The following is a 23,265-nucleotide window of genomic DNA, read 5'->3' as shown; positions in this document are numbered from 1 at the left end:
CCACCCATGGCGCGGCGATCACCCATGGGTCCGCCGCCACCCATGGCGCGGCGATCACCCATGGATCCGCCGCCACCCATGGCGCGGCGATCACCCATGGCGCGACGGTCACCCGTGGACCCGTCGGCACCGAGCCGGTCAGTCCCGGCCTGGCCGTCGCCGCCGGCTCGGTGCCGGCCGAGGATCCGGTCGCGTACCCGGTGCCGCAGCTGTGCGGGGATCAGCCAGATCTGTACGAACGTCAGGTAGTCCAGCGCCCCCGGCCGGCCGTGCCGGCGGGCCTCGGTGAGCAGCAGCCGGAACACCGGGAAACTGCGGGTCGGCGCGGCCATTGAGCTGATGATGCTCATGACGATCGCGGCGTACGCCCGAGGAGTGATCAGCGACCGGATGCCCCGCAGCCACTCCAGCTGCGCCTGCCAGGGGGCGCTGAGGCTGATCCGGGGGCGGTCCTCGTCCTGGTGCCACAGCACCAGCGGCTCGGCGGCGATGAGCAGGCCGGCGTCGGGCTGGCTGCTGGCCCGTACCGTCCAGTCGAGTTCCTGTTGCCGGCGCAGGCCGACGGTGAACGGCACCCGCCGCAGCAGTTCGGTCGGCGCCAGGATGGTCGAGGTCTGGATGAAGCCGTCGCCGTGGAAGAGGCCGCGTCGGCGGGTGAGGTACTCGCAGATCGGTTCGTCCGGTTCCGGCAGCCGGCGGGGCATCACGAACTCTGCCCGAGGCGTCTTGTTGATCAGCCGGCTGGCCACGATCGGGCTGGGCATCGGGGCGGAACGGGCAAGTTGCAGCTGGACGGCGAGCTTCTCGGGCAGCCACTCGTCGTCGTCGTCCAGCAGCGCGGTCCAGGGCGCGCGGGCCTCGCGTACGCCCATGTTGCGGGCGTCGGGCGCGCCGCCCTTCGCGGCCAGCCGCACCACCCGCAGCCGCGGGTCGCCGATCTCGGCGAGCGCCGCGTCGGTGGCCTCGTCCGGCCCGTCTACCACGACGACGACCTCGATGTCGGTCACCGTCTGGGTGAGCGCGCTGCGGACCGCCCGGGTCACCAACGCCGGTCGGGCGAAGGTGGGAACGACCACGCTGACCTCGGGTGTGGAAGGCATGACCACCTGCTCCGGTTCGCCGGGTACGACGGTTGCGCGCAGTGACGTTAGGTGCCGGCGGCGACCGGCCGATGAATGGCGGGCGGCGCTCGGACGTACAGCGGCGGTCGCCCGGACCGCACCGCTATGGTCGCCGTACCCCGGGGCGACGTCCCGGTGGTGCGGGCCGACGGACGGCCGGAGGGGCGGTGGCGGTGGCGGACGCACAGCTGGTCGTCGAGGTGTCGGGCGCGGTGGCCACGGTGGTCATCCGCAACCCGAGCCGACGCAACGCGATGACCCTGGCCATGTGGCAGCAGTTGCCGGTGCTGCTGGACCGCCTGGAGGCGGACCCGGCGGTACGCGCGCTGGTGCTCACCGGCGCGGACAACACGTTCTGCGCCGGTGCCGACCTCGGTGACCTGGACGAGTTGCTGTCCACCGGTGACGCCGGTGTCGCCGTCGCCGCCGAGGAACGCCTCGCCGCCTTCGCCAAGCCGACGGTGGCCGCCGTCCGGGGCGCCTGCGTCGGCGGTGGTTGCCAGCTCGCCGTCGCCTGCGACTTGCGGATCGCCGCCGACGACGCGAGGTTCGGCGTACCGCCGGCCCGGCTCGGCTTGGTCTACCCGGCGCCGACGACCCGCCGGCTGGCCCGGCTGGTCGGCCCGGCGGCGGCCAAGCATCTGCTGTTCACCAGCGAACTGGTCGACGCCGCCCGGGCACTGCGGATCGGTCTGGTCGACGAGGTGTTGCCCGACGCCGACCTGGCCGCCCGGATCGATCGGCTGACTGCCATGATCGCCGAACGTTCGCAGCTCAGCGTCGCCGCCGCCAAGGAGATCGTGGACGGGCGGGCCGACGACGACCGGCTGGCCTGGTGGCATGGGCAGCTGCAGGCCAGTGGCGAGGCCCGCGAGGGGGTCAGCGCCTTCCACGAGCGCCGTCCACCCCGCTTCACCTGGACCCCGCAGCCGGGCGACACCGTCGGGCGCCGCCCGGTCGGGTGAACGTCCGGCCCGGGTGACGTCCGGCCCGGGTGACGTCCGGGGGCCGGCGGGTGCCGCGCCGGAGATCCGACGCCGCCCCCCGTTCCCGCCGGCCCGGCCGTCACCGCCCGGCCAACGCCGCCCAGCTCGGCCCGACCGGTACGCGCCGCAGCGGCATGCCCGCCTCGGCCGGCGTACGGTCGCCCTTGCGCTGGTTGCAGGCGTAGCAGGCGGCCGTCGTGTTCTTCCAGGTGTTCCGGCCGCCGCGGGAGCGGGGCAGGATGTGGTCGATGGTGTCGGCCGGCCCGTCGCAGTAGGCGCAGCACCGGCCGTCGCGGCGCAGCACCCCGGCCCGCGACCACGCCGGGCCGGAGGTGAAGCGCCAGCGGGTCACCACGTACCGGACCAGCCGGACCACCCGAGGCACCGGGAAGACCCCGATGACCCGGTCCGGCACCGCCTCGTGGATCTCGGCCACCCGGCGGCAGAGCATCCGGATCGCGTGCTGGACGGTGACCCGGTGCAGCGGGCCGAGGTCGGCGTTGACAACGAGGACGGCGTCCACCGGTTTCTCCCTCCAAGGCGGTGACGGACGTACGGGCCGGACAGCGACGAGCCGCCCGGTCCCGGGGCGGGTGGGCGGCTCGACGGTCGTCGGTACGCGCGTCAGCCGGGCCAGCCACCCCGGAGTCGTTCCGCTCGGCAACCGACGCCGAGCAGCCCCGACGGCACGACGGTGACGTGCGACATCGACATGGCTGGCTCCCGGAACGGCGGTTGACCTTGCATGATCACGGTAGGGCCGGGCCGCTCACCGCGGCAACGCATTTCGATGTCGCCGGACGGCTACCGGCAGAACGGTTCTCGACGTCGTCGGACGGCTACCGGCGGGCCAGCAGCCCCCGGGGGCGGACCGAGCGCAGTGGCTCGGTGGCCGCGCCTACCGAACGCAGGATGTGGTTCGCGGCCAGGATGCCGGTGGCGGCCGCCCGTTCCATCAGCGCGCTGGGGAATTCGGTGCGGATACCGTCACCGGCCAGGTAGAGCCCGTCGGCGTCGGTGCGTACCCCGGGTCGGTCGGCGTGGCTGCCCGACGCGAAGGCCGGCGCCTTCGCCTCCACCCGGGCGTGCAGCTCCCGTACCCGCAGCCGGCTCACCTCCGGCCAGAGACCGGTCAGCTCCCCGCGCATCCGTTCGGCCAGCTCGGTGGCGTCCACGCCCGGATCGCAGGCGTACGCGTGCAGCTCCAGCACCGAACCGCCGGTCTGCTCGGCCCACCGCCGGCAGCCTCGCTCCAGCCGGTGGTACAGGGTCACCGAGTCCAGCGTGGCCTGCCGGGACACCCCGCTGAAGACCGCCCGGTCGGCTGCCACGTCGCCGTCGCACCAGTAGCGCGCCACCGCGTACGGCGGACCGGGCCGCCCGTACCGGGGCATCGCCGTCACCAGGCGCGGCGCGGCGGCGGTCAGCGCGGGGGAGGCCGCGACCAGCGCGGCGAGGGCCGGTGGGTCGACGGCGAGGACGACGTGCCCGGCCCGGTACGCCCGCTCGACGGTCGCCACCCGCCACCCCGCCGGGTCGCGGTGCAGCGCGGTCGCCGCGAGGCCGGTGACCACCTGGCCGCCGTGCCGCTCGACGTACCGGCGCAGCGGCGCCCAGATCGCCGTCGCGTAGTCCTCGTCGGGGCAGTCGAAGGCCAACCCCTCCGGGTTGCCGAGCAGGTAGAAGTGGAACTGGGCGATCATCTCGGCGGCTGACATCTCCGTCTCGTGGTTGAAGAACGAGTGGGAGAAGACCTCGAACAGCATCGCCCGCGCCCGGTCCGGCAGCCGCAACGAGGTGAGCAGTTCGTCGGCGGTGACCTGGTCGAACTCGGCGTACGTGCGCTCCGGGTGGTAGGCCAGCAGCGGCAGGGCGGCGGCCCGGTCCATCCCGCGCAGGTCCCGCAGGCGCACGCTGGGGCTGCGGGCCAGCAGGGTGAGCAGGTTCGCCGGTGGGGCCGGTGGCAGGCGCCCGAACTCCTCGGCCGGCCACTGTGCGCTCAGCACCGGATAGCCGGGGACGGGACGCAGGAAGCGCAGGGTCGGGTCGACCCGGCGCAGGATGTTCCGCCAGTTGTAGTACTGCCGGAAGAAGGCGTGGAAACCGTGTTCGTCGACCTGCGCACTGCCGTCGGCCAGCGTCCGCGGCCAGGCACCCAGCCGGCCGCCCAGCGTCGGCGCCGCCTCCAGCACGGTCACCTGGACACCCCGCTCGGCGAGGACCACCGCCGCGGACATGCCGGCGATGCCGCCCCCCACCACCACCGCGGCGACCGGCTCCGTCACCCGCCGCGTTCCGCCGCCACCCGGGTCCACCCGGTACGGGCGTACGCCGAGGAGCCGACCGACCACCCGCGACAGCGCCACCCGACCCCCACCTTCCGCCCCACCGCCCCCAGTCTGCCGGACAGGAGAGGACCACCGGGGCGTTAACCAGGCGCCCTCGCCTCATCGCAGGCAGCGGCGGGGGCGGTCGGAGGTGGGCCAGACGTACTCCAGATCGGTCGGTACGTCGGCGCCGAACACCGGCCGGTAGTGGGCGGGGTCCTTGCGCAGCAGCGACGAGCGGTGGCTCAGGTGCAGGTCGGCCCGGCCGAGCCAGGGCGGCAGTTCCCCGGCGACGGCCAACTCCTGCTGGGACCGGACCCGCTCGATCCCGCAGCTGGCGGCCAGGTCGGCGGCGAGCGTCGCGGCGCAGGTGTCGGCCCGACCCGCCGCGGACCAGACCGCGCAGACGTCGAGACCGTAGCGGGTCAGGGCCTCCTCGTACCCGGCCCACATCCGTACCGCCGGATGGTTGCGCCAGCCGTAGTCGGGCCTGGTCAGCCCGCGCAGCACCTGGATCGCCTCGACCCGCTGCTTGCCCAGCCGACGCTGGTCGAGGGCCCGGGCGCTGGCCAGGAAGTCCGGGTACGGCAGGAACGTCTGCATGCCGCTGCCCTACCCGCCACCGTCCGGGACATGCCGGGGCCCGCCGAGCCAATGATCATCACGGGGCTGCGTGGCCGGCGAGCGGCTGACTACCATGCGGTCATGGCGGAGCCGCTGCTTGATCGGGCCCTGCGGGCCAGCCGCCGGTTACGGGCGAACGGGGAGCCCCGGGGCCACTACGTGATCTGCGGTCAGGATCCCCTCGCCTACTGGGTGGTGCGGGCGTTGCGGGGCAGCGAGGCACCGGGCGGACGGCTACGGATCACCCTGATCGTGCCGGAGCGCCGACGTTCGCCCGGCCCCGACGGCCGTGACCTGCCCGGCGTCGAGGTGATCCGGGCCGACCGGCTGGACGAGCACACCTTCCGCCGGGCCAACCTGGCCGGGGCGGCCGGGCTGGCCCTGCTGCACCAGGACGACGTGGGCAACATGCACGCCGCGCTCTGCGCCCAGGAGGTCGAACCCGGGCTGCGCCTGGTGGTGCGGATGTTCAACACCGGCCTGGCCAACGGGGTACGGCAGATCTTCCCCGACTCGGCGGTGCTGTCGGACGCCTCGATGGCCGCGCCGGCCTTCGTCGCCGCCGCGCTCGGCGAGGTGGCTCCCACCCACTTCCGGCACGGTGGCCGCACCCTCTACCTGGCCCGCCGGGAGGACGTCCGCCCCAACGAGGTGGTCTGCGGGGTGGCCGACACCCGCGATCCGCAGCAGGAGTTGGTGCTGCCCGCCGACGACCGGGTCGCCGACGTGGTGCTCGCCGAGGCCGCCGGGCGGCCCGTCGGCACCGAACTGGCCGCCCGCCGGTTGGCCCGGGCCCGACGGCGTCGGCGGCCGGTGGCGATGGTGCTCCGGGCGGTCCGCAGCTTCGCCACCCGCAAGATCGGCATCGCGGTGATCCTGCTGCTCGCCGTGGTCGGGCTGCTGGGCGGCCTGTACGCCAACGCGGCGCACGTCAGCCTGGCCGACGCGCTCTACCTGACCCTGGTCACCACGCTCACCGGGCAGGACCCGGACACCGCGAAGGGCGCCGCCGAGCAGGTCGTCCAGGTGATCCTCAACCTTGCCGGGCTGGCCCTGATCCCGTTGATCACGGCGGTGGTGGTCGACGGCGTGGTCAACGCCCGGCTGGCCCTGCACACCGGGCGGATCCTGCCGGAACGGTCCGGGCACGTCGTGGTGGTGGGGCTGGGCAACATCGGTACCCGGGTGATGGCCCAGCTCAACGACTTCGGCGTCGAGGTGGTGGCGATCGACAAGAACCGCGACGCGCGCGGTGCCGGGCTGGCCCGCCGGCTCGGCGTACCGCTGGTGGTGGGCGACGCGGCCGAGGAGGAGACGCTCCGCGCCGCCTCGGTGGCCACCTGCCAGGCGCTGGTGGTGGTCTCCACCGACGACGGTGCCAACCTGCGGGCCGCGCTGAACGGCCGGACCGTCAACGACCAACTGCGCGTGGTGCTGCGGCTCTTCGACGGCGACTTCGCCGAGCGGGTGCAACGGGCCTTCGGCATCGGCACCTCGCGCAGCGTCTCCTACCTGGCCGCCCCGTCGTTCGCCGCCGCGCTGCTGGACCGGGCGGTGATCGCCACCATCCCGGTCGGCCGGCACGCCCTGCTGGTCACCGAGATCCCGGTGGCCGCCGGTTCGGCCCTGGACGGCCGCCCACTCGCCGCCGTCGGCAGGCCCGGCAGCGTACGCCTGCTCGCGCACGCCAGACCGGGCCAGCGGTACGACTGGTCACCCGACCGGCGGCTGGTGATCGTGGCCGGGGACCGGCTGACCGTGTTGGCCCGGCGGGCCGGCCTGAACGCCCTGCTCCGCGAGGCCGCCCCACCCGAGCCGCCGCCTTCGCCAGGGGCGCCGCCGCTGCCCCGGGAGGCCGAGGAGTGACGCCCGATCCGTCGCGGCGAGCGCGCTGGGCGCTGACGCCGGGCCGGGGTGCGGAGTAGGGTGCGGCCGTGCTTGGTGGTGGCGTGGGGCGGCGAGCCCGGATGCGGCAGGTGCCCCGGCGCGGCCGGCCGTCGTGGGTGTCCGTGCCACCTCCGGTGTGGCGCTGGTCGCTGGTGGCGGCAGTTCTCGTCGCGGTGGCGACCGCCGGCTGGCTGCTCTGGCCAGCCGACGAACCGCCGCCGCGCCAGCGCGAGTACCGGGCCGAGACGGCCTGCCTGCTCACCGGTGCCCAGGGGGTTGGCTTACCCGAGGCCAGTCCGGTGTGGTCGGGGATGCAGGAAGCTTCCCTCGCCACACAGGTGAAGGTGCAGTTCCTCGAAGTGGACGGTCCGCAGACCGGAGCCCAGGCCGAGACCTTCCTGGCCGGTCTGGTGCAGAACCGCTGCGACGTGATCTTCGCGGTTGGTGCGGCTCCGGTCGCCGGCGTGCCGAAGATCGCTGCCCGGTATCCCCAGGCGCGGTTCGTGGCGTTTGGTGCCGTCGCGCCGAGCCGGAATGTGTCGGTTGTGGAGGCAATCGACCCGGAGGAGATCCGTCGACAAGCACATGACCTGGTTGTCGCGCTGGCCCGATCCCCTTCCTGAGCATTCAGGTTTTTCTCAGAGTCTGTCCGTTCGGACAGCTTGCCGCTTGATCGGCCACACCCCAGACTTCCTGAGGATTATCAATATCAACGGGGGAGGGAGCGGCCATGGGCCGATCCTTCAGCAGGGCTGGTCGCCGGTCGGCGCTGGTCGTCGCTGTGGTCTTCGGGTTGACCGTCGCGGTGCCGCCAGACGTGGTGCGGCCGGGCGGCGAGTTTCCGCTTACCTGGCTGACCTGGTTCAGGCAGCATCCGGCGTGGTCTGCCTCGGCGGCCTTCGTTGGCTTACCGGTGCAGCAGACGGGCCGGCCGGCGCAGGTGGATCCGCACGTTCCCGCAGCGGCGACGGATGCCCGACGCGGCGCCGGGCGGGCACCGGAGCCAGCCGCCGGCACGCTCGACTCGTACCAGCCGCACCGGATCGAGTCCACCCCGGACCAGACCGGGGTCGCCGAGCCCGGGTTCGACGCCCGTACCAGCAAGCGGGACGCCCGCAGGTCCAGCGCCCGCTCCGACGTCTACGTCAACGCGGACGGGTCGTTCACCAAGCGCACCCACAACCGTCCGGTCAACTACCTGGCCCCCGACGGCAGCTGGCAGAAGATCGATTCGGACCTGGCCCGTAGGCCGGACGGGCGCCTGCACGTCAAGGCGAACCGGTTGGAGCTGTCGGTGGCCGGCGCACCACCCGCCGCTGGTGCTCGCACCGCCCGCTCCGGCGCCGACACCGGGGCCACGACCCAGGAAGCGGCCCAGGAGGCAGAGCTGGCGCGACTCACCCTGCCGACCGGTGAGTCCGTCGCCTACCGGCTGGCGGAGAGCGCGATCGGCGCCCCCGAGGTGACCGGAGCCACCGCCTTCTACCGCGATGTCCTCCCGCACACCGACCTGGAGCTGACGACCTTCGACGCCGGGATCAAGGAAACCCTGGTCCTGCGCTCGCCGGAAGCGGCCTCGACCTGGGTGTTCCCGCTCCAGCTGGACGGGCTGACCCCACGCCCGACCGCCGACGGTGCGGTGGAGCTGCTCAACGGCGAGGGCAGGGCCGTCGCCTGGTTCCCGCACGGATCGATGCAGGACTCCAAGGTCGACCCGCAGTCGGGGGCACCGGCGGAGTCCTCGGCCGTGAGCTTCGAACTGGTCACCGTCGACAGCGGGCCGGCCCTGAAGGTCGTCGCCGACCCGGCCTGGCTCAACGACCCGGCGCGGCAGTATCCGGTACGGGTGGACCCGACCACGACCACCGGCACGACCGGCGACGTCTACGTCGACAACGACTCCGGTACGACCAACCACAACGGTGACAACCTGCCGGTCGGCACCTACAACGGTGGCACGGTCAAGGCCCGTTCGTTCATCCACTTCGACGAGTTCGACGACGACGGCCTGATGGGCAAGCGGATCACCGCCGCGAAGCTGAAGCTCTTCCACACCTGGTCGTACGACTGCACGTCGCACAAGCCGTTCAACGTCCACCGGATCAACGAGGCGTGGACGGTGGCGAACCTGACCACCGGGAACTACCCCGGCCCGGCGATCTCGTCGTCGATCGGCTCGCTGACCGTCACCGACAACTACCCTGCCTGTACGAACACGAGTGCGGTCCGCAGCACCGGCAGGTGGGTCACCGTCCCGCTCGCGGTCGACACGTTCAACGACTGGTCGACCGGCGGGATGAACGAGGGCCTGGCGCTGACCGCCTCGGTGACCGACTCGACCGCCTGGAAGCGGTTCACCGCGGCCAACTTCTCGGCCGGGGCGTACAAGCCGTACCTGGAGTTGACGTACTCCAACAACGTCGCGCCCCAGATCAACCTGCGCTACCCGGGCAACAACGCGGTGGTGAACACGCTCACCCCACAGTTGCTGTCCCGCGCGGTCGACTCGGACAACTGGCCGGCCAAGGGCTTCACCTACAACTACGTGGTCACCGACGCCGCGACCAACGCCGCCGTGGTGAACTCCGGCTGGGTGACCACCCCGACGTGGACCGTCCCGGCCGGCCGGTTGGCCTGGAACAAGACCTACCTGTACACCGTCCGGGTCTACGACAAGGTCAGCTACAGCGCGGTCTATCCCGCGTACGCCTTCACCACCTCGGTGCCGCAGCCGCTGCTGACGACGAACCTCGCGCAGAACGCCGGCAAGGGCTTCGACCCGAGCGGCGGCAACTACACCACCTCGGCCACCGACGCGAGCATCGCCACCGTGGGCCCCTCGCTCTCGGTGACCCGCAGCTACAACAGCCTGGACACCCGCCGCGGCAACGCCTTCGGTGCCGGCTGGTCGAGCCTGGTCGACGTGCGGGCGACCCAGGTCAGGGACGTCGCCGACAGCGTGCAGTCGGTGCTGGTCACCTACCCCACCGGTCAGGACGTCGCCTTCGGTCGCAACGCCAACGGCACGTTCAGCCCGCCGTCCGGCCGGTTCGCCACGTTCGTGGAGACCAAGGATGCCGGCGGTGCGGTCACCGGTTACACGCTGACCGACAAGGACGCCACGGTCTACACCTTCGGGCGGGCGACCAGCACCGGGGTGTTCAAGGTGACCCGGATCGCGGATGCCAACGGCCGGGCGATGACCTTCTCGTACGACGCGTCCGCGAACCTGGCCAGGGCGACCTCCGCCTCCGGTCGCTCGCTGCACTTCACCTGGTCCACCCCGGCCGGGTCGACCAAGCCGCACGTCGCCACGGTCGCCACGGATCGCGCCGTGGCCGGCGACCCGAACTCGGTCGCCACCTGGACCTACAGCTACGGCGCCAACGATCAGCTGACCAGGGTGTGCCCGCCGACCGACCAGACCCGGTGCACCACCTACCAGCAGGACACCACCTCCCAGTACGCCAATGCGGTGCTCAACGCCGGCCCGTACTCGTACTGGCGGTTGGACGAGGGTGCCGGTACGACCACCGCGGCCAGCCGGGTGCTGGGCAACGCGGGAGTCGACAACGCCCGGTACACCAACGTCACGCTCGGCCAGCCGGCCGCGCTGCCCGGCTCGACCGCGACCACGGCGACCTTCAACGGCACCAGCTCGCACGTCCAACTTCCCGGCAAGCTGGTCGCCGACGGCCAGTACCAGTCGATCAGTATGTGGTTCAAGACCAGCACCCCGAACGGTGTGCTGTTCAGCTACCAGGCCGACGCGATCAGCAAGGGCACCACGGCCGGCAACTACACCCCGTCGCTCTACATCGGCAGCGACGGCAAGCTACGCGGCGAGTTCTGGACCGGCAGCGCCACCCCGATCACCACCGACGTCGCGGTCACCGACGGCGCCTGGCACCACGTGGTCCTGGCCGGCGCCGGTAACGTGCAGCGGCTCTACCTCGACGGCGTGCTGAAGGGCACGCTGAACGGCACGATCGCCCAGCTCGCCGGTGGCTCGGCCAACGTACTGGTCGGCGCCGGTTTCGTCGGCAACTCCTGGCCGGGGCACGTCAACTCCGGGGCCTCGCCGGCCAAGGCGACCTACTTCAACGGTTCCATCGCCGAGGTCGCGTTCTTCAACCAGGCGCTGACCGTCACCACCGCCGCCGAACTGAACAGCGTCGGCCGGACCAGCCACCCGGTCCTCAGCAGGATCCTCCGGCCGTCGGGCGGGGTGACCGCCGAGATCGGCTACGACAAGACCACCGGCCGGGTCGCCACGGTCACCGACGAGAACGGCGGCGGATGGCAACTGGGCAGCCCGACCGTCTCCGGCAGCAGCGACGTCTACGCGGCCTCGGTGCTCGGGGCGAAGCCGGCGGACTACTGGCGCCTCGGCGAGGTCGAGGTGACCGACGCGGTGAACGAGGTGCAGGGCGGCACCGCCACCTACAACGAGGTGACCCTCGGGGTGACCGGTCCGTTCAGTGACAGCACGGCCGGGTCGTTCAACGGCACCACCTCGCACGTGGTGCTCCCGCCCGAGGACATGCCGACCACCGGACCCAACTCCGTGGAGCTGTGGTTCAAGATGCCGTCCGGCAACACCAAGGGTGGCGTTCTCTACGGCTATCAGGCGAGCCCGCTCAACGAGCCGACCGTCACCGGCAACTGGACCCCCGCGCTCTACGTCGGCACCGACGGGAAGCTGCGTGGCGGGTTCTGGACCGGCAGTTCCACCCGGGTGATCACCACCGCCGCGGCCGTCAACGACAACAAGTGGCACCACGTGGTGCTCTCCGCCGCCAGCAACACCCAGTCGCTCTACCTGGACGGGGTCGCCGTCGGCAAGCTCGACAACGCGCTCGTCACCACCGACGCCGTCAACGCGTACGTCGGTGCGGGCAAGTGGGCCGGCAGTTGGCCGCTGCGCGGCACCGGGGACGTCGGCTACTTCCCCGGCTCGATCGCCGAGGTGGCGTTCTACCGGTCGCAGCTCTCCGCCGACCAGGTGGCCACGCACTTCCTGGCCTCGAAGCAGACCGCGCCGGTCGCGGTGACCATGGTCTCCGGAGTCGCTACGGCCTTCCCGATGCCGGTCTCCACGATCGCCGTGACCGGACCGACCGGTGAGACCACCTCGTACACGTACGACCTGGTCAACGGCAACCGGCTGGTGGCCCAGACCGACGGGCTGGGCAACACCACCAAGTTCGGGTACGACGTCGGTGGCTACGGCAACCTCACCTACGACCCGCGCGGCGTCTGGACGCAGGAACTCCAGGACGTCCGGGGCAACACCAAACAGGTGATCACCTGCCAGGACCAGTCCGCCGGCAGATGCTCGTCGGTCTACTACACGTACTTCCCGGACGCGACGACCACCACGCTCTCCCCGGACGCCCGCAACGACCTGATGCTGACCCTACGGGACGGCCGGTCGGCGTCGGCGACCGACGACACCTACCTGACCAGCTACGGCTACGACACCAAGGGCAACCAGACCACCATCACCGATCCGCTGGGTCGGATCACCCGCATGACGTACACCGACGGCAGCACGGTCGCGGCCAAGGACGGCGGGTTCGCGCCGGCTGGTCTGCCGGCCACGGTGACGACGGCCGGTGGCCAGACCCAGCGCATCACCTACTACGCCAGCGGTGACATCGCCGAACTCGTGGAGCCCGGCGGCAAGATCACCCGATTCACGTACGACGGGCTCGGGCAGCTGCTCACCGAGACCGAGGTGACCGACACCTACCCCGCCGGCCTCACCACCAGCCGTAGCTACGACCGGCTCGGCCGGGAGATCACCGAGACCGAGCCGGCAGTGACGAACCGGGTCACCGGCGCGGTGCACACCGCCCACACCAGCACCACGTACGACCCGGACGGCAACATCACCGAGGTCACGGTCAGCGACCTGACCGGCGGCGACGCCCCGCGCACCACCAGGCACGCCTTCAACGCGTACGGGCAGGAGGCGTCGACCACCAACGCGGCGGACCAGACCACCCGGTTCGAGTACGACACGTACGGCCGCATCGTCACCGAGACCGAACCCGACGGCGGCGTCACCACCAGCAGCTACGACGTCGAGGGCAACCTGCTCACCTCGACCGTGGTCGGCTTCACCGGCGACCCGAACAACCCGTCGGCCCCCCGCGACCTGGTCACCACCCGGCGCTCCTACGACCCCGCCGGCCGACTGGCCCGCGAGGTCGACTCGATGAACTGGGAGACCCGCTACACCTACACCGACAACGGCCTGGAGGCGCGGATCGTCCGGGCCGACAACGCGGGCAACGAGTTCGTGATCGAGGAGAATTTCTACGACGCGGCCGGCAACGTGGTGCGGGAGGTGACCAACAACGGTCACACCACCACCACGACCGCCTACGACGCGGCCGGCCGGACGATCTCCACGACGGTGGACCCGGACGGGTTGAAGCGGACCACGACCCTGACCTACGACGCCGACGACAACGTCGTCTCCACCGTCTCCACGCGCCCGGACGGCACGGTCACCGGCATCTCGGAGGCGATGTACGACAGCGCCGGACGGGCACTCGCCGAGACCGAGTACACCTCCACCGGGCTGACTCCGGTGGCCCGCTGGAAGCTCGCCGAGACCGGCGGCACGACGGCCGCCGACTCCGCCGGCAACAGCCCGGCCGCCGCGATCGGCGGCGTCACCTGGTCCACCGACCGTGGCGGTTCGGCGGTGCTCAACGGCACCACCGCGTACCTCAAGTCGGCCCCGGTCGTGGACACCACCCGGGCGTTCACGGTCTCCGCCTGGGCGAAGCTGGCCTCGAAGAACGCCGCCCTGGGGGAGGAGCAACTCGTCCTCTCCGCGCCGGGCGCGATCGGCAACTCCGCGTTCAAGGTCTTCTACTCGCCGGTGAGCGACCGCTGGTACACCGCCGCTTCGGTTCGCAAGGCCGATGGCACCACCGCGTGGTTCGGCGGCGGCGGCCCGAACAACTCCGTGACCGCAGGTACCTGGACGCATCTGGCCCTCACGGTGGATCCGGCCGGCAAGACGCTGCGGCTCTACGCCGACGGCGTGCTGCAAACCACGGTGAACGTCACCGAGAACTTCAACAACATGTCGACCGGCTTCACCATCGGTGGGGCTGACGGCTTCGGCTGGTTCCCCGGCTCGATCAGCGATGTGCAGGCATACCAGAAGGCGCTCTCCGCCACCGAGATCGGGCAGGTCCGGGCCGGGACCGCCCCGGCGGCCGGCGCACAGGTCATCCGGACCTCGCAGACGCTGGACTTCGACGGTCTGCCGACCTCCGTCACCGACCCGAACGGCCACACCACCTACTACGGGTACGACGAGGAGGGTCGGGCGGTGAAGACCACCGCCCCGGCGGGCCTGGTCGAGCAGGCCGGGCAGCTCTCCACGATGGCCAACGCGGTCAGCTGGGTCGGCTACAACACGTTCGACGAGCCGACCGACACCCGGGACGCCAACGGCAACTGGTCCGTGGTGGAGTACGACGCCGTCGGCCGGGTGGTGACCGAGCGGGCTCCGGCGTACACCCCGCCGGGCTCGTCGACGGCGATCGTGCCGCAGAGCACCCAGGCGTACGACGCGGGTGGTCAGCTCGTCTCCGTCACCGACCCGGCGGGCCGGGTGACCCGCTACGAGTACGACCAGCTCGGCCGGGTGTCGAAGGCGATCGCGCCGAACGACGGGGCGACCACCTACACCTACGACGACCTGGGCAACATGCTGTCGTCCACCGACCCGACCGGTGCGGTCACCACGGCGACGTACGACTACCTGGGCCGGACCCGCACCACCACGGAGGTGGTGCGGCAGCAGGGCACGAACCACACCACCCACTACGGCTACAACGCCCAGGGCTGGCCGTCGACCGTCACCACCGCGACCGGCGTGACCAGCAGCACCGAGTACGACGTGGTCGGTCAGCCGACCTCGGTGCTCGACGGCGCCAACAACCGGACCCGCTACGAGTACGACTCGGAGGGCCGGACCACGAGGAGCATCCGGCCGAACGGCTCGTACGCCACCGTGGAGTACGACCTGGCCGGGCGGGCGCTGCGCACGGCCGAGTACAGCGCCGCCGGTGCCCTGCTCTCCGAGCAGCGGGCCAGCTACGACCGGGCCGGCAACATGGTGGCCAGCACCGACGCGCGCGGCACCACCACCACCTTCGAGTACGACGCGACGGGCGTGCTGACCAAGCAGACGCAGCCGATCTCCGGGTCGGATGCGATCGTCACCACGTTCGGCTACGACCTGGAAGGCAACCGCACCCGGTTCACCGACGGCCGGGGCAACGCCTTCCACACCACGTACAACTCGTGGGGGCTGCCCGAGTCGCAGGTCGAGCCGGCCACCAGCGCCCACCCGAACCCGGCCGACCGCACCTTCACCATCGCGTACGACCGCAGTGGCCTGCCGGTGCGGCAGACCCTGCCCGGCGGGGTCAGCGTGACCAACTCGTACGACGAGTCGGGCCAGCTGATCCGGCAGGTCGGTGCCGGTGCCGAGGTGGAGACCGAGGACCGGGAGTTCGGCTACGACCTGGCCGGCCGGATGACCTCGCTCTCCGGTTCGGGTGGCACCAACACGATCAGCTACGACGACCGTGATCTGCCGGTGTCCGTGACCGGCCCCTCCGGCAACTCGGCGTTCGGCTACGACGCCGACGGGCGCCTCGCCTCCCGGCAGGACGCGGCCGGCACCACCTCGTACGGCTACGACGTGGCGGGCCGGCTGTCGAGCCTGGCCAACCCGAGCGCCGGCGTGCAGATGGCGTACACCTACAACACGCTGTCCCAGGTCACGAAGATCACGTACGGGGCGAACGGCAACAGCCGCAACTTCACCTTCGACCCGCTGCGCCGGCTCACCGACGACGAGCTGAAGTCGCCGGCCGGGGCGTCGCTGGGGAAGATCTCCTACGGCTGGGACCCGAACGGCAACATCACCGCCAAGACCACGACCGGCTTCGCCGGCTCGGCGGCCAACACCTACACCTACGATCTCGCCGACCGCCTCACCTCGTGGAACAACGGCAGCGCGATCACCGCGTACGCGTACGACAAGTCCGGCAACCGCGTGCAGAACGGCAGCAAGCTGTTCAGCTACGACCAGCGCAACCGGCTGCTCAGCGCCGACGGCGCCGGATACACCTACACCGCGCGCGGCACGCTGGCCCAGGCCGCCGGCAACACCACCCGCACCGACGCGTTCGGGCAGGTGGTCGAGCAGCAGTCGACCAACGGCACACAGACCTACACGTACGACGGTCTCGGTCGGGCGATGCGGCCCGGCCACTCGTACACCGGTCTCGCCAACGACCTGGCCGCCGACGCCTCCGCGAGTTACGTGCGCGGGCCGTCCGGTGAGGTGGTCGGCGCCGCCTCCGGCGGCGATCAGCGCCTGGTCTGGACGGACCTGCACACCGACGTGGTCGGCCAGTTCGGTGCGACCGGTACGGCCCTGACCGGCTCGGTCAGTTACGACCCGCTCGGCAAGGTGCTGAACACCGTCGGGCTGCTCGGTCAACTCGGCTACCAGTCGGAGTGGACCGACGCGCTGACCAACCGGGTCAACATGCACGCCCGCTGGTACAACACCGACACCGGGCAGTTCGACACCCGGGACACGGCGAGCAACAGCCCCGTCCCGGACTCGATCAACGCCAACCGTTACCAGTACGGCGACGCGAACCCGCTTATCGTCACCGACCCGACCGGGCACTGGGGCTGGGGCAGCGTCAAGAAGTCGTTCTCCCGGGCGGTCAGCTCGGTCTCCTCGTCGGTCCGCTCGGCGTACTCGTACACCTCGTCGTACGCCTCCAGGTCCTACTCGTACGCCTCGTCGTACGCGTCCTCGGCGTACCGGTCGGCCAAGTCGACGGTGACCAAGACCGTGACGAAGGCCAAGACCGTCGTCAAGAAGAAGTACCAGCAGGCGAAACGCAAGTACAGCCAGGTCAAACAGCAGGTCAAGAAGAAGTACAACCAGGTCAAACGCACGGTCAAGAAGAAGTACGAGGCCGTCAAGAAGCACGTCAGCAAGAAGGTCGCCGAGGTCAAGAAGCGGGCCAAACAGGCGATCGCCAAGGCGAAACAGGCCGGCAAGAAGGTCGCGGCCAAGGCACAGCGCACCATCAAGAAGGCCGTCAGCCAGGTACGCGACGCCACCAACGCGGCCAAGAAATGGGTCAAGGACCACAAGGACGTCCTGTTGGAGGTCGCCGCGATCAGCGGCGCGATCCTCGCCGGTATCGCCTGTACCGCGGTGACCGCCGGGGCCGGCGCGTTGGCCTGCATGGTCGGTGCCGGGGCGTTGATCAACCTGGCGAAGGACGCGGCGCAGGGCGACATCCACAGCATCGGTGATGCGTTGGGTTCGTTGGGTACCGGCGCGGTCACCGGCCTGGTCGGTGGTGCTGGTGGTGCGATCGCGGCGCGGGTGGGTGCGGCGGTGGCGAAGAAGGCCGGTACGGGTCTGTTGGGTCGGTTGGCGACCGAGTCGGCCGAGGCTGGTGCCGAGGACGCGATGTCGCAGCTGGCGATGTCGGGGAGCTACAACCCGCGTACGGCGGCGGAGAACATGGTGCCGGGCCTGGGTGCGTTGAACCGCAAGAGCGGCGGTGGCGCGCGTAGCGGTGGTGCGGTCGCTGGTGGCTCCGGTGGTGGCGGGTTCGGTATTTCGGTCGGTGGGGCTGGTGCGTCGTGTTCGACGTCGGGGCGTCGGCACAGTTTCGATCCGAAGACGCCGGTGTTGATGGCTGATGGCAGTAGTCGGCCGATCGAGGATGTCAACGTCGGTGACCGGGTCATGGCCACTGATCCGGTGGCGGGTGGGTCGGTGCCGAAGCGGGTCACTCAGTTGCACCGCAACCTGGACGAGGATCTGACCGATCTGACGGTGAAGGATCAGGACGGGAAGGTGACGAAGGTCGAGACGACCTGGCATCACCCGTTCTGGAACGCGTCGGAGCGGAAGTGGACCGACGCGAAGGATCTGAAGCCGGGTACGAAGCTACTGGTCAAGGGTCAGGGCGCGGTCACGGTCGTCGCGGTGCTCAACAAGCTTGGCCTCGAAGAGATGCGCGACCTCACCGTCGCCGACATCCACACGTACTATGTGATCGCCGGCAACACCCCGGTCCTCGTCCACAACTGTGGCACGCAGGTCCAGCCGACACGCACCTTCCGTGCCGAGTCGGGAATTGACCAGGAGAGGCAAGGTCCGCTTCCTCGGTCAGCCTTTAACGAAAACGGTCGGAACTTGGCGAACGGCGACCATCATTACGTGGTGATGCGGAACGGTTCGGTTCGGTCGATGCCCAGCGATCGCATGTTCGCGATTGACGAAACGTCCGGCCACACCAGCCTGGCGAGGGGTGAGCCAGTATTCATGGCTGGGCACTTCCAGGTCGCCGACGGGCGAATAACCGAGTTCGACAACTGGTCCGGCCATTATTCGCCTAACGACAACATTTCAGGCTACCGGCCAATCTCGGAGGTAGCTAGGGAGGCGCTAGAGAGGAACGGATTCCCGGGCGCGCGAAGCGCGAAATGGGATGACATTACCAAGTAGGAGTTTCGGTTCGACATCTGAGAGAGGTTGGTGGCCGGATGAAGCAGGATGGCGGCCGGACGGCGAACCTTGCGAACCTCGTGGCCATGTTGGCGCGACTGTCGAGGAATCGTGGACAGGGCGTTGACAGCTTGATCCGGGCGGCAGGCATGGATCAGTCCGAGCTCGCAGCGGTCTTCGAGGGAGATGATTTCGGCCAGTCCGTCCTGCGACGACTCGCTCCCGCGCTCGGTGTGCACACGGCAGATCTCTTCGTCTTGGCTGGCCTTGAAGTGCCGAATGATCTCGTACCCCGAACGGATCCGGCCGACTCGGTCTTGGATCACCTAGTGAGAGCCGCTCTTCGTCTACCTTCCGAGCGGCGTGAGCAATTGCTCGGGGTGGCCAGATCGATGCCGCAGCCGAGCACGGTTGCGTCGGTAGTGTGGAAGCACGACGCTTTCCCGTACGCTCCTGGGTCGGTTATCGTGCGAATGCTTCGGAATCGCAATCTGAACAACCTGAACTCGGTTAAGATGTTGTATCGTCTCGCCGGGATTGGTCCGTTGTCTGCGGCAACAATTCAGGCAGTTGGCAGCGGTCGAAAAGAGCTGACTCCGGAGTTGCTGTGCGGTTTCGCGGCCGTTCTCTCGTTCCGGGCCGATGATTTGGCCGCGCTGATCGACATCGAGCTGACACACCCCGGACCGTCTACTGACACTGCTACTCAGCAGGTGGCAGAGTTGATCTGGGATGTGCGTCACCTGAGTTCTGAACAACTGCGAGCTATCCAGGAGGAGGCAGAGCGGGGGCATCGGTGAGGGTGAGCGGCCATCTGGGCCTCCACCGCGACCGAGGCGACAGCGGGAAGTAACTGATCTTTGCCCACGGTCCAGCGATGGAGCTTCGCGGGGCTTGGCGGCCGGCGGCCTGTCCCTCTTTGAACGTGAAGCGTGACGAGAAGCGCCCTGCGGTTCCTGGTGGCTGTTCGGGCTTGCCGTCACGGTTGGCAGTTTCGAGCCACTCTCATTTTGGTCTGCTGGTTGGGCTATGCGATGGCGGCGATGTTGCCGTCGTCGAAGTAGATGGCCTGGTGGAGGCGTCCGCCGAGTGCGGTGGCGTAGCGGGCAACGACGTCTTGGCCGGAGATCTTGCCTTGTTCGATCTGGGAGACGCGGCCTTTGGTGACGCCCATGTGGTCGGCGATCCGCTGTTGGGTTAGACCGCGGGCGCGGCGTACCTCGGCGAGGCGGTGTCCGACCACGGTGGCGAGTAGTTCCCGCTTGCCTTCTTCGACGGACTGCTCGCCGCCGGCGCGCTCGACGTGTGCGGCGCGGATGTCGCTCCAGCGTGCGTAGCTGCTCATGGCTGTCGGCTCTCCTCCTTGGCGCGTTCCTTCAGGTAGATCTCGTAGCGTTGCTCGGCCAGGGGGATCGCTTCGGTGTGCCACTGCTGCCAGCGTCCGGCCTTGTCTCCGGCGACTAGCAGGATGCTGGAGCGCCAGGGGTCGAAGGCGAACAGGATGCGTACCGTGCCTGGGCGCAGCTCGGAGTGCGGAGGGATACTCGATGCGAGGTGGTGAAAAGTGGGACTGTTTGAGCGAGTTCCTTTTGTTCGGGCGGCCGCCATTTCGCCGGATGCATCCTTGCTGGTGGTTGCAGACAAGTCGGGCGTGCAATTGCATGACGCGCGTTCGGCCTCGGCTCCCCGGGATCTAGCTGGACTGACCGAACGTGTTCAGGCGTGTTCGTTTGCTGCTGACAGTTCACTGGTGGCAGCTGGTGACGCCAGTGGCCGTGTAGCGGTGTGGTCGTCCGCCGGAGAGTTGGCGTTCTTGCTGCATGATTCTGCTGATCCGATTTGGTCCTTGACGCTGGACCGGAGTGGCAATGTCTTGGCGGCGTCGACAGAGGGCGGCGAGATTGTCGTTTGGGATCTCGCGCAGGGTGGACGGAACTATCGACTTACGTCGGCCAAATGGGCACAAGGCTTTCGTCCGTCGGTCGTTCGAGCTCTCAAATTTGGTGGGACGCCTCGCTGGCTCTACCTGGCGCTGCACTCTGGAGCGGTTCTCCTGTGGGATACGCAAGAGCAGAGGATAGTGCGCGTGCTTAGGGATGGCGAGGGCGGCAGGCCATTTCGCTGTCTGGCGGTAGGTAAGTCGGGTCATGTGGCCGCCGCCGATAGTAGGGGCGTAGCGCATCTTTGGATGGATAGTGAGGCGGCGCCCTTAGAATTGATGGGGCATGTTGGCGCTGTCACCGCTGCAGCCTTTAATCGAGACGGTTCTATTGTCGCAACCGGCGGAGACGACCGCACGGTCCGGCTGTGGGATGCCTTATCCGGTCGGCTTATGCGGGTATTGCGAGGCTTGAACGGCCAGGTGATGGAAGTCACCTTCACGACGGACAACGCAACGGTGGTCGCCTGTGACGGAGACGCCGTCGTTGCCTCCTGGCTGGTTAGCGACGGCCGGTTGCGAGAGCGGGAGAGGTATCGGCGAGCGGCGGTGCAGGTCGTTGGCCCAGGTGAAGAAATGCGCCCATGGCAGCTTGAGGCCATGCGTCATGACTGGGAGAGTATTCGCTGCGGCTGTCCGCGCGGTGCGCGCCATGTTCCGGGTAGCTTTGCAGAGTTGGTGCAGGCAGGCGACGTGCCAGAGGCGGAAGCCATTGGCCTGGAGAACGACGTCGAGATTCAGGGAATGCTATTCGAGGCGGCCGTTCCAGTCACTGCCATGATTATGGCCGCCATGTCCGAAAGTGACCTACCTGCAGCCGTTCGCCAGCGTCTTTATGATCTTCTCCTTACGTTTGTCGATGGAGAGACCTACCATTCTGAACTTCTGGAGGGGCGGCTTCATCTAGAAGAGTTGTGTCGAGAGACGGTGCGGCGTTCCTTGCCTGTCTTGCTAGATGAGGTCGCCCATGAAAGGTTTCCTGGCGGCTCCGCATTGGCCGCAGCGATAGTGGAACTGGTCGAATCATCCTGATTTGGATGCCTTTCGTGGGGTTGGCAGGGGAAATCAGGTAGGCAGGGTGATGCCAGGTCGAGACGACCTGGCATCACCCGTTCTGGAACGCGTCGGAGCGGAAGTGGACCGACGCGAAGGACCTGAAGCCGGGTGCGAAGCTGCTGGTCAAGGGTCAGGGCGCGGTCACGGTCGTGGCGGTGCTCAACAAGCTTGGCCTCGAAGAGATGCGCGACCTCACCGTCGCCGACATCCACACGTACTATGTGTTGGCAGGCACAACGCCGGTTCTCGTGCACAACAACAATTCTGTTGAATTTGGCTGCGGAAAAGCGACACGTGCTGCCAACTGGGTGGATGAAGGAGGATTCCAGAACTCGACGCCCCCAGCGCCGAGTACCCGGAGTGGTTGGTTCAGATTCCAAAGCTCCGCTGCTGGTTCGAGATCGAATCTGCAAACAGGTAGGGCGCAGGTCCCGCAGTACAGTGCGCCCGATGGTAATGGTGGCACGGTCACTGCTAAATTCGACTCCGCCTTTGGGGACGAAGCAATAGATAGAAAGCTCGGCTTGACCAGCTTCGGTCGGGACGAAGCTGAACGGCAAGCCGCTGTTGCAAGTCATCACGGGTTCGATGCTGTGTACGAGCTACCCTCTCAAAAGAAGGTCGACCAGGCCAACGTGCTTCTCGACAAGTGGGGCGTGACGGGCATCAAGACTAGAGTGGGAAGTTGGTAAGTCATGATCTCAGATCATCTCTTCAAGGCGTTGCTCTCGGTTGTTGCAATTCTTGAGGACGGCGCAAAATTCGGGCTAGATTCACATGCGGCCGTTAATGCGTTAGAAAGTGTCGGATTTGAGCTGGATCAGATGGAGGCTAGCGATCGCCAAGAATTCGCGGAAATTGTGGAGCGAGTCGCAGAGTCGGCTGATCCGGAGCAGCGCGAATGGATTCGCGGTATTCCAGCTGACCTAGGGATGGAAATTTAGGGCGTGGGCGCCGAAACTGGTTGTACGTGGCGCTGGGGTGCCTGTCCGGGCGTCGGCGTGCGGCTGCGTTGCTGTCGCGGCTGATGTCATTCGATCACGCATATGCGCGGGTATCGATGCCTGGCTGGATAGGCCCACTGAGTGCCGGACGTCGATGCTCTGTCTGCGGCCAGGCCATGGGTGAGTCGAGCGTTGGCGCGGGTTGCGGCCCTGGCTGATGCGGACCTGTTCACGGAGGTGGTCGAGGATGCGTGGGGTAACTTTCTCCTGCTCCCACCGGACGAAGTACCAGTAGACGGTCTGCCATGGCGGGAAGTCCGCCGGGAGTTGCCGCCAGGAGCAGCCGGTACGCACGACGTAGAGGACCGCGTGCACGATGGCCCGACGGGAGTGCTTCTCCGGCCGGCCACCCAGGCGAGGCGGTGGCAGCAGACCAGCGATGTGACGCCACTGAGCGGTGGTCAGATCGGAGGGGTACCGACGTCTACGAGGCACGCCGAAGGCAACCAGGCATCAACGACCATCAGCCGCACACCGAGTCCGACACCCCCTTCTCAAACACTCACTTACCGGTGGAAGCCAGGCTTCCACACCTCGTCCAGGTTTGGCGCAGCTCAACTATTACCCGGGTGTCGGCCGCAGTGGACACTTCAGCATCGAGGTGACGAATGGTGACGCCGTTGAGCATATGCATCTGATGCCACATGATGGCTCTTCGAAGTTGAGCGGGGTTCGCGGCTGAGTCCGGCCCGAGCGTGAGGGCTCGCAGCTCATCAGTGATCATCTGT

15 protein-coding genes and 1 pseudogene are annotated in these 23,265 nt (G+C 68.9%); 8 read left to right on the top strand and 8 right to left on the bottom strand.

From position 1 onward, the window contains the following. Window positions 1-1,100 (bottom strand): glycosyltransferase family 2 protein (locus tag D2L64_RS26385; protein ID WP_199714801.1); only part of this gene is annotated, 1,100 nt, incomplete at its 3' end. A 188-nt stretch (window positions 1,101-1,288) separates the two neighbouring features. Between D2L64_RS26385 and D2L64_RS26380 the strand changes: the two genes are divergently transcribed. After that, entirely contained in the window at window positions 1,289-2,086 is a 798-nt protein-coding gene (locus tag D2L64_RS26380) for an enoyl-CoA hydratase/isomerase family protein (protein WP_119579903.1), read from the top strand. 100 nt (window positions 2,087-2,186) lie between these two features. Here D2L64_RS26380 and D2L64_RS26375 read toward each other — a convergent pair whose 3' ends face one another. The 3 genes from D2L64_RS26375 to D2L64_RS26365 all read right to left on the bottom strand — a co-directional run bounded on the left by D2L64_RS26375 (window position 2,187) and on the right by D2L64_RS26365 (window position 5,037). Next, a complete protein-coding gene (locus D2L64_RS26375; protein WP_119579902.1) occupies window positions 2,187-2,630 on the bottom strand; it encodes an HNH endonuclease in 444 nt (147 codons plus the stop codon). A gap of 316 nt (window positions 2,631-2,946) precedes the next feature. Then, window positions 2,947-4,473, bottom strand: a complete 1,527-nt coding sequence (locus D2L64_RS26370) for an FAD-dependent oxidoreductase (protein WP_119579901.1) — start codon at window positions 4,471-4,473, stop codon at window positions 2,947-2,949. A gap of 81 nt (window positions 4,474-4,554) precedes the next feature. Further along, a complete protein-coding gene (locus D2L64_RS26365; RefSeq protein ID WP_119579900.1) occupies window positions 4,555-5,037 on the bottom strand; it encodes an MSMEG_6728 family protein in 483 nt (160 codons plus the stop codon). A 102-nt stretch (window positions 5,038-5,139) separates the two neighbouring features. Here D2L64_RS26365 and D2L64_RS26360 point away from each other — a divergent pair, with 102 nt between their 5' ends. From D2L64_RS26360 to D2L64_RS27195, 4 genes are all read left to right on the top strand, one after another. Next, window positions 5,140-6,924, top strand: coding sequence for a potassium channel family protein (locus D2L64_RS26360; RefSeq protein WP_119579904.1), 1,785 nt, complete (start codon window positions 5,140-5,142; stop codon window positions 6,922-6,924). Window positions 6,925-7,025: 101 nt separating this feature from the next. After that, a complete protein-coding gene (locus D2L64_RS26355; protein WP_119579899.1) occupies window positions 7,026-7,568 on the top strand; it encodes a type 1 periplasmic-binding domain-containing protein in 543 nt (180 codons plus the stop codon). A gap of 107 nt (window positions 7,569-7,675) precedes the next feature. After that, the gene (locus tag D2L64_RS26350) at window positions 7,676-18,538 is read left to right on the top strand and encodes a LamG-like jellyroll fold domain-containing protein (RefSeq protein ID WP_119579898.1); all 10,863 of its coding nucleotides are present in this window, start codon (window positions 7,676-7,678) and stop codon (window positions 18,536-18,538) included. Window positions 18,539-18,576: 38 nt separating this feature from the next. Further along, the gene (locus tag D2L64_RS27195) at window positions 18,577-19,338 is read left to right on the top strand and encodes a hypothetical protein (RefSeq protein ID WP_147376324.1); all 762 of its coding nucleotides are present in this window, start codon (window positions 18,577-18,579) and stop codon (window positions 19,336-19,338) included. Between the two features lie 227 nt (window positions 19,339-19,565). Here D2L64_RS27195 and D2L64_RS26345 read toward each other — a convergent pair whose 3' ends face one another. Both D2L64_RS26345 and D2L64_RS26340 read right to left on the bottom strand, forming a co-directional pair. Next, a complete protein-coding gene (locus D2L64_RS26345) occupies window positions 19,566-19,883 on the bottom strand; it encodes a helix-turn-helix domain-containing protein (RefSeq protein ID WP_119579897.1) in 318 nt (105 codons plus the stop codon). Continuing rightward, a complete protein-coding gene (locus D2L64_RS26340) occupies window positions 19,880-20,146 on the bottom strand; it encodes a type II toxin-antitoxin system RelE/ParE family toxin (RefSeq protein WP_119579896.1) in 267 nt (88 codons plus the stop codon). Before D2L64_RS26340 ends, D2L64_RS26345 begins: the two co-directional genes overlap by 4 nt. Between D2L64_RS26340 and D2L64_RS27190 the strand changes: the two genes are divergently transcribed. The 3 genes and pseudogenes from D2L64_RS27190 to D2L64_RS27185 all read left to right on the top strand — a co-directional run bounded on the left by D2L64_RS27190 (window position 20,103) and on the right by D2L64_RS27185 (window position 22,477). Further along, window positions 20,103-21,509 carry a WD40 repeat domain-containing protein gene (locus D2L64_RS27190; RefSeq protein WP_233559164.1) on the top strand — a complete coding sequence of 469 codons (1,407 nt, stop codon included), beginning with the start codon at window positions 20,103-20,105 and terminating at the stop codon, window positions 21,507-21,509. The genes D2L64_RS26340 and D2L64_RS27190 overlap by 44 nt on opposite strands. Window positions 21,510-21,580: 71 nt before the next feature. Next, a pseudogene (locus tag D2L64_RS26330) lies at window positions 21,581-22,225 on the top strand (polymorphic toxin-type HINT domain-containing protein); the annotation flags it as partial. 3 nt (window positions 22,226-22,228) lie between these two features. Beyond that, the gene (locus D2L64_RS27185) at window positions 22,229-22,477 is read left to right on the top strand and encodes a hypothetical protein (protein ID WP_147376322.1); all 249 of its coding nucleotides are present in this window, start codon (window positions 22,229-22,231) and stop codon (window positions 22,475-22,477) included. Here the strand turns inward: D2L64_RS27185 and D2L64_RS28595 are convergent. Both D2L64_RS28595 and D2L64_RS28130 read right to left on the bottom strand, forming a co-directional pair. Continuing rightward, window positions 22,460-22,972 carry a transposase gene (locus tag D2L64_RS28595; protein WP_158603555.1) on the bottom strand — a complete coding sequence of 171 codons (513 nt, stop codon included), beginning with the start codon at window positions 22,970-22,972 and terminating at the stop codon, window positions 22,460-22,462. The two genes, D2L64_RS27185 and D2L64_RS28595, sit on opposite strands and share 18 nt — an antisense overlap. A 67-nt stretch (window positions 22,973-23,039) precedes the next feature. Next, the coding region (locus tag D2L64_RS28130) for a hypothetical protein (RefSeq protein ID WP_233559163.1) at window positions 23,040-23,265 on the bottom strand (226 nt) is incomplete at its 5' end.

This window comes from Micromonospora radicis (assembly GCF_003583405.1).
In the GTDB taxonomy this organism is placed as follows: domain Bacteria; phylum Actinomycetota; class Actinomycetes; order Mycobacteriales; family Micromonosporaceae; genus Micromonospora; species Micromonospora radicis.
The sequence above is the reverse complement of the archived record's forward strand: the minus strand, read 5'-3'. Positions and strand labels throughout refer to the sequence as shown.

Bases quoted from the DNA above. Each gene is read 5' to 3' on its own strand.
- D2L64_RS26355 (WP_119579899.1), top strand. From the start codon at position 7,026: ATGCGGCAGGTGCCCCGGCGCGGCCGGCCGTCGTGGGTGTCCGTGCCA.
- D2L64_RS27195 (WP_147376324.1), top strand. From the start codon at position 18,577: ATGAAGCAGGATGGCGGCCGGACGGCGAACCTTGCGAACCTCGTGGCC.
- D2L64_RS27185 (WP_147376322.1), top strand. From the start codon at position 22,229: ATGATCTCAGATCATCTCTTCAAGGCGTTGCTCTCGGTTGTTGCAATT.
- D2L64_RS26350 (WP_119579898.1), top strand. From the start codon at position 7,676: ATGGGCCGATCCTTCAGCAGGGCTGGTCGCCGGTCGGCGCTGGTCGTC.
- D2L64_RS26340 (WP_119579896.1), bottom strand. From the start codon at position 20,146: ATGGCGGCCGCCCGAACAAAAGGAACTCGCTCAAACAGTCCCACTTTT.
- D2L64_RS26365 (WP_119579900.1), bottom strand. From the start codon at position 5,037: ATGCAGACGTTCCTGCCGTACCCGGACTTCCTGGCCAGCGCCCGGGCC.
- D2L64_RS26360 (WP_119579904.1), top strand. From the start codon at position 5,140: ATGGCGGAGCCGCTGCTTGATCGGGCCCTGCGGGCCAGCCGCCGGTTA.
- D2L64_RS26345 (WP_119579897.1), bottom strand. From the start codon at position 19,883: ATGAGCAGCTACGCACGCTGGAGCGACATCCGCGCCGCACACGTCGAG.